The organism is Salinivibrio sp. PR932 (genome assembly GCF_001996125.1).
Classification (GTDB): Bacteria; Pseudomonadota; Gammaproteobacteria; order Enterobacterales; family Vibrionaceae; genus Salinivibrio; species Salinivibrio proteolyticus.
Genome location: NZ_MUFM01000060.1, coordinates 1 through 6,246 on the forward strand (window position 1 = coordinate 1; position 6,246 = coordinate 6,246).

Consider the following 6,246-nt stretch of genomic DNA (forward strand, 5'->3'; position numbering starts at 1 on the left):
ATCGTATTTCTTTAAAACCATTCAAAAAATAAAAGCGTGATCCTAAACACGTTATTTATTGACAAACATAACAATAAGGAGGTTTAGATCACAAAAAAACCTGCTTATTACAATTCAAAACTTATTTATCAATGAAAAATAATCAGACGTAGATCACACTTAATTTCCCCGAAAAAACAAAGCCTCAACATGATGGATGTTGAGGCTTTGCCAACAATGAACATACAAGAATCGAGTTATTTCACGCTAGTCACGCAGCTTGTGTTCGCGCCAGTAGCAGAGACAGAGCGGATAAACACCTCACCTTTCACATTTGGACAAGCACTGTCTGCGTAAGTTAGCCAGTTCTTACCGTCTAGAGAGTGGAAATTACGAGCGACATCCGCCATCACACTACGGTAATCAAAACACGGCGCATATTTAATAGACAGTTGTGGTAAAAAAATCAGCATTTTGGCTACCTACAAGACCATTGGCAGCGCTAGAAGCAATGCGCAACGCGAGTCTCATCGCTATCCAATCCCTCACACCTATTGATTTCACACATAGTTACACAACGGTTCGCTTTTGCGCTTTACATCGATTGCGGGTCGATGAACACTGCTTGGCAGAGTATAATGACACCGATATCACGTAGAGTTAGCCACAGATTATGAGCAATACCATCGCGAAAAAGCCGAGCCCCCTGTTTGAAATCCTGTTCAACGTTTTCATCCCCTCGATCATCCTCATGAAGTTGAGCGGCGATGAATACCTAGGGACAGCCACGGCACTGGTCGTCGCTTTGGCCTTTCCTCTCGCTTACGGCGGGATGGATCTGGTCCGTAACCAGAAATTCAATTTTATCGCAGCACTGGGTTTTATCAGCGTTTTACTGACAGGCGGAATTGGCCTACTCGAGCTCGATACCCGTTGGCTAGCCTTAAAAGAGGCGCTGATCCCCGGCCTTATTGGCTTGGCGGTGTTAGGGTCAACCTTTACCCGCTACCCACTGATGCAGAAGTTAATACTGAATGACACCGTGCTCAACCTCTCGTTGATCAATCAGCGTTTAAAAGAGAGAGGACAATCCGACGCCTTTGAACGTTGCTTGATGTGGTCAAACTATCTGTTCGCCAGCACCTTTGTGTTCTCATCGGCGATGAACTACTTCCTTGCCACGTGGATTGTCACCAGCCCTGCCGGCACGCCCGCGTTTAATGAAGAGTTGGGCAAAATGACGCTGTACAGCTACCCGATGATTGCTATCCCTAGCATGTTGATGATGTTTGGTATTTTTTACTACATCTGGCGCCAGATACGCGCGATGACATCGCTTGAAACAGAGCAAATATTCCACCTGAAATAGCAAGCGCCCCGCGCGGCGTTCGGAACGGATCAAAAAAGGGAGGATAGCCTCCTCCCTTTAATATCACTTCCACCCTTGACGCCACTTCTCGTCACTTTTGAGCTCACGCCAGTCAATCGGATATTCTTTTTTCGACAGCACCGACTCGAGCACGCATAACACCACCACACCGTCTTCATCATACTCAACATCGGATACTACAAAGTGCTTCTCGCGATTAATAGGTTTGACCGCCGTCCACTTGCTATTGCGTAACTTGGCTGGATTAATCTGGTTCACGACTGCCCCGTTAGATACTGCATCGGTTAAACATAACGATATCTAGTACGAACGGGGTTCGGTTTGGTTCAGTGGTTGGGGTTGGTGTAACTCGTTCCCACGCGGGAGCGTGGGAACGAGAAAACTTTCTACATTAATTGACTAGAAATCTCTTGTAACACTGCTCTTGCTGCATTTTTACCATACAAAGAAAATCCTACTTCTTTTCCAGTAACATCTTTTAAAATTAGCAAATCAGAATCTATCCACATATCACGTTCTACAGTCTGTTCAGAGATATCAGATAGCTTTTCAATAGGCAATTTATAGGATAAGTAATATTTGTATTCCGATGAATTCCAATTTGCCATGTATGCACCATGTTCGGTAATGAAGAATACTCCCCATGACTTTAGATCTTTATCTTCATATAGTGTTGTATATTCTTTAAACAAAACTTTCTCTGAACCGTCTTTAATCATATCAAGTACTATTGGTTCAAAAGCCGGTGTGCTTATTGGACCCTGAGGTGTTTGCATCGGACCAGGAGATGAACACCCGAACAAAATAAAAACAAAGCCAAAAATCAAAAAATGCTTCATTGATTCATATCCTTAAAATATATAGTGCAGACTAACTYTCATGACACCCAGCACTGGAAACATGAGGAAAATTATATTTATGTATAAGCTATTCAAGAAACGCAGCTTCACCGATACAGACCCAAGACTCCCAACAGTTATTACCCCAATCTACTGACGCATCCTGAGAGCAAGTAGGATACAATACAGCATTGGCTCCTAGCTGAACAGCCTTTATCTTCAATTGAGTCATCGCTGCTTGTTCTGAAGTATCTCCACTAAATGCTGATCCTTTGCAAGAAATACCTTTTATTTTTCCTTTAGAGACATACTTTAAAGAACTAGGGTTTTGGATGATTTCGATTTCATTCATCGCTTTTATCTGCGTCAAAGATAAATCATCAACACGCTCGACCTGACCAAATCCGGCACAGCCTGTCAAAAATAAAGCCAACAATGGCACTAAAACTCCCTTCATTATTTTCTCCATTTTATAAAACAACATAAACAGAATGGATCCAACCAAAATATCACATCATTAATGCAATGTGAAAAAACTGACAAAATATGCGCTTACGGTCTGATATACTATATGAGTAAAAACTAAAAAATTCCCATTATTATCACCATCAACCAATTTCATACTTGATAGCCTCTATCATTTTTCTTGCTCTCAAATAAAAACTTGGCGTTCTCATTGAATGCTGGATTTCTTCATAGCTTTCTTCCTCATTGTCTTTGATTTTTTTCATTGTGGTAGAAAACGCATTTGGAAAGCCTTTATGAATGATCGTATTTCGTATAATCTCGAATTCTTTCACATACTCGTGAGCAACCGTGCTAAGAAGGCATTGGGATTCCTTAACTAATTTTCCATATGGATAATCTAACGATTGACCTTTGTCACAAATTATTCCTATCTTTCTACGAATCAAAGAAAAAACATACTCGGAGGCAGCTAATAACCATAGAGGATAGCATAGAGCTTCATCCAGATTCATTTCGTACTCTTTGCTCGTTTCAATTTCATTCTCAATATTACTTAAAACCCTACCCCAATATATCAAATTGCTTTTCGAACTAATTCCATCTAGAGGTTTTAACTCAGGCACAAAAAACTCCAATTATATTTGATGAAAAATAACATGTCTCGTCTCTTATTTTTTAACTCGCTCCCACGCCCATGCATGGTAATGCATATGGATTTTGAATCATGGGCACAATCCGCAACGAAATCACCGAACGGCACTTGATCTCTGTTCTAACATTCGTGGACAGCGACAATACCTTTAGCGAACAAGCTGATTCAATGCTCTAGGCAGCGTAATGTTACACTCGTGATGGTGCTGTTTGTATTTGAATAAAAGCTAGATATGCATTCCCACGCGGGAGCGTGGGAACGAGACAAATTATTACAACTAACTCGCTAGAACACGTTCTACCACATGGCGACATTTTTTCTGGTTTTTAAATAGACTTGCAGGGTATGCATCTGGATAATCCTCTTCGATAACAGAGAACGTTTTATGATAGATTTCATTTGTTAAATTTCTTATATGATCCTCTTCGCTAGTAGATAACTCTCCAATACCACTAAAAATAGAGGAATTTACGTTTTGGAAAACAAGAAACATGATCAACCTATTCCCATGAATAGCACAAAGTCTAGCTCGCCCTTCTGAATTCTGATGGAGCTCCTCAACCCTACTATCTATCACTCTAGATATTAGAACTTTACGCCATAGATTCGGACCATTAACGCTGTCATTAAACAATGCTCTGTAAGGAGCCTTGGATATGTCATCCCATAGACGACCAATTTCACGTTTTGCCTGAACAGCATAAGTATAGTCGTTATGAGAACATGCCAGGGATATAGTTGCTTGAACTAAATCAAATCCATCTATCCCGATTGGCAAAGAATCTCCAGACTTATAAACGTATCCAACATTCTCCAACAGTAGCTCATTTCTTATCCGCTCTTGGTTTGTATCAAGGGCAACGAAATCCCTGCGATCTATACGATTTTGCGTATTATTATTTCTGGTTATTTCTTTACCAAAATCTTCCGGCGTATCAGACAATGAAATTATTCTTATAGGAACTTTTGCATTTTGTACTGCATCTGGCTGCTTATCGAATGCTGCAGCTATAGAGCCAACTGTTTGAGCCCCGTTCACAATTTTAAAATCGCTACACTCGAAAACACCCATATCTCTTCCACTTCCTCCAATAGGCTTCCTACCCACATTAGCGCAAAGAGCTGTTATCCCATTGTTAAAATACCAAAGGTTTTCAGGCGATGTTAATACAGTTTCGGTAATACCTTCGTTTATCTCAGTATTTCCAAGATAAATACGGATATTTGGTGAGAATATTTGAGGAAAATGATCATGCCACCATATAGCTACTTCACTTGCAGAAACTTGACCGTAAAAAGCCATATAGGGTTCTCTAACTTGTCCCCACGAGTGCAGCGCAAGCTCTAAATCAATAGGCTGAGCTTCTGCTCCTCTAGCAACTGCACTATATATATTACTTTGTCTCAGCGTCTTGAAGGTCAAAATTTCAGTTGTATCATTAATTTCGGTTGTAACATCATGGATAATTGTTTCAACTTCCGAGCTCAGTGGCTGAGTACCTGTATAACATAAGACCATAACTATACGAGTTTGTGCATCATTTAAAGCTTGATCTATTTCCGGCTTTTTGTTGTTTATTTTATCGTTAAAGCGTTCAAATCTTGCATTTATAAGATCCTTAAAACCCTGCAAAAATTTCTGTGTATCTCCTACACTAACGCTACCTCCACCATCCTGATTCCATTTCGATTGAACGAGATATAAAACTCGATCAACTCTACTATAGTAAACAGCATCTAGCCCGTTATCCTTAAACCCATCTGTCACATATCTAGCAGAAACTTCGAATTCAATTTCTGCTTGGGTCTTTAAAGCATATGCAGCAAGAGAACGAGTTCTAAAGATCTGTTCTTTTTCATTATTACTTTTGTCTTTAACGTCATCGAGATCAATTAGATCTCGATAATTTTCTTCGAGATAAGCATTTATTTGTCTAAGGTGAATTATACTCATAATCTAAACTTCTCTTTTTTAGAGTTGTATCGGAGATCATATTGACTTACAGAAACTGTGGCACGCACTGTCTTCGGTATATCTGGCCTTTAGGCTGCTTAACCATCGAGTGTTTCACCACGCTACCGCCGATCAGTTGTCGGCACCTAACACGCCATTTATTGGCTACTTTGCGGGTTAGTGTATCAAGCGCTGTGTTGCTTTTCGTGCGCTATTGTCCAAAGTGTTAGCCAAGCCTTGTTTTGTTAGATTGGTCCCAAAAAGGCGAGTCGTAATCGCCTGATTCGGGTTTGAACGTTGCGAGTTGTTTGGATTGAACGAGATTTTAGGTAGGAAGAGGAGTGACTTTTGCTGACTGAATTGTTTCTTCAATCAGTGCTTCATATGTTGCTGCTTGTCCAGCCGGGAGCAATTGACGATGCATTTCTCGGCGCACGTTTGTATCAAATAAGCGTTCTGCCACCCATCCGGTTAGATAAAGTGCCGATAAACATCCACCAGCCGTGGCGATATTGCCATCAATCACTAACGGCTGGTCTTGCACTTCTGCGCCCATGGCTTCAAGGGTAGGTTTAGCATCGGGATGCGTGGTCAGTTGACGCCCGCCTAACAACCCTAATCGATACAAAATAAAGGAGCCCGCACAAATCGAGCCGATAAGTTGGTGATTGGGATTAAGCGATAGAGCTTTCATAAACGCATCGTCGTTTAATGCGGCAGGTACGCCTTTATAGCCACTGGTAATCAATACAACATCAGCTTCACTTGCTTCACTGAGTTCACCATCTGTTGTTACCGAGAGCCCAAGCGTCGATGTGTGTTCGGATTTGGTACCAAGTGCGCGTACATTCCAATGTTGAGAGAGACGTCCAAAGATGTCGCGCATGAGAAAGAAATCGATGTCGGTAAATGCATCAAATAGCACAATCGCAACGGTATACATAATATCCTTTTACATTATAGC

The 6,246-nt window shown here is 41.0% G+C and carries 8 protein-coding genes; 1 reads left to right on the forward strand and 7 read right to left on the reverse strand.

Annotation, left to right across the window (positions count from 1 at the left end; translation table 11 throughout):
* Window positions 1-236: 236 nt before the first annotated feature.
* Window positions 237-452 (reverse strand): hypothetical protein, encoded by a 216-nt coding sequence (locus tag BZG84_RS15935; protein WP_077481419.1) that lies wholly within the window; start codon window positions 450-452, stop codon window positions 237-239.
* A 200-nt stretch (window positions 453-652) separates the two neighbouring features.
* Between BZG84_RS15935 and BZG84_RS15940 the strand changes: the two genes are divergently transcribed.
* On the forward strand, window positions 653-1,348 hold the full coding sequence (locus BZG84_RS15940; RefSeq protein WP_077481417.1) for a VC0807 family protein: 696 nt from the start codon (window positions 653-655) through the stop codon (window positions 1,346-1,348).
* Between the two features lie 63 nt (window positions 1,349-1,411).
* Here the strand turns inward: BZG84_RS15940 and BZG84_RS15945 are convergent, their stop codons facing one another.
* The 6 genes from BZG84_RS15945 to BZG84_RS15970 form a co-directional block, all read right to left on the reverse strand.
* Complete coding sequence (locus BZG84_RS15945; RefSeq protein ID WP_069587895.1) at window positions 1,412-1,627, reverse strand: TIGR02450 family Trp-rich protein; 216 nt, start codon at window positions 1,625-1,627, stop codon at window positions 1,412-1,414.
* A 128-nt stretch (window positions 1,628-1,755) separates the two neighbouring features.
* Window positions 1,756-2,208, reverse strand: coding sequence for a hypothetical protein (locus tag BZG84_RS15950; protein WP_074214612.1), 453 nt, complete (start codon window positions 2,206-2,208; stop codon window positions 1,756-1,758).
* 88 nt (window positions 2,209-2,296) lie between these two features.
* On the reverse strand, window positions 2,297-2,665 hold the full coding sequence (locus BZG84_RS15955) for a hypothetical protein (protein WP_158011511.1): 369 nt from the start codon (window positions 2,663-2,665) through the stop codon (window positions 2,297-2,299).
* A 151-nt stretch (window positions 2,666-2,816) separates the two neighbouring features.
* The gene (locus BZG84_RS15960) at window positions 2,817-3,299 is read right to left on the reverse strand and encodes a hypothetical protein (protein WP_077678484.1); all 483 of its coding nucleotides are present in this window, start codon (window positions 3,297-3,299) and stop codon (window positions 2,817-2,819) included.
* A gap of 306 nt (window positions 3,300-3,605) precedes the next feature.
* Complete coding sequence (locus BZG84_RS15965) at window positions 3,606-5,282, reverse strand: AIPR family protein (protein WP_074214609.1); 1,677 nt, start codon at window positions 5,280-5,282, stop codon at window positions 3,606-3,608.
* Window positions 5,283-5,607: 325 nt separating this feature from the next.
* Window positions 5,608-6,225: a DJ-1/PfpI family protein gene (locus BZG84_RS15970; protein ID WP_077481262.1), complete on the reverse strand. Its 618-nt coding sequence runs from the start codon at window positions 6,223-6,225 to the stop codon at window positions 5,608-5,610.
* Window positions 6,226-6,246 lie beyond the last annotated feature (21 nt).

Coding starts and splice junctions, on each gene's coding strand:
- BZG84_RS15955 (WP_158011511.1), bottom strand. CDS start 2,665: ATGAAGGGAGTTTTAGTGCCATTGTTGGCTTTATTTTTGACAGGCTGT.
- BZG84_RS15950 (WP_074214612.1), bottom strand. CDS start 2,208: ATGAAGCATTTTTTGATTTTTGGCTTTGTTTTTATTTTGTTCGGGTGT.
- BZG84_RS15970 (WP_077481262.1), bottom strand. CDS start 6,225: ATGTATACCGTTGCGATTGTGCTATTTGATGCATTTACCGACATCGAT.
- BZG84_RS15965 (WP_074214609.1), bottom strand. CDS start 5,282: ATGAGTATAATTCACCTTAGACAAATAAATGCTTATCTCGAAGAAAAT.
- BZG84_RS15935 (WP_077481419.1), bottom strand. CDS start 452: ATGCTGATTTTTTTACCACAACTGTCTATTAAATATGCGCCGTGTTTT.
- BZG84_RS15940 (WP_077481417.1), top strand. CDS start 653: ATGAGCAATACCATCGCGAAAAAGCCGAGCCCCCTGTTTGAAATCCTG.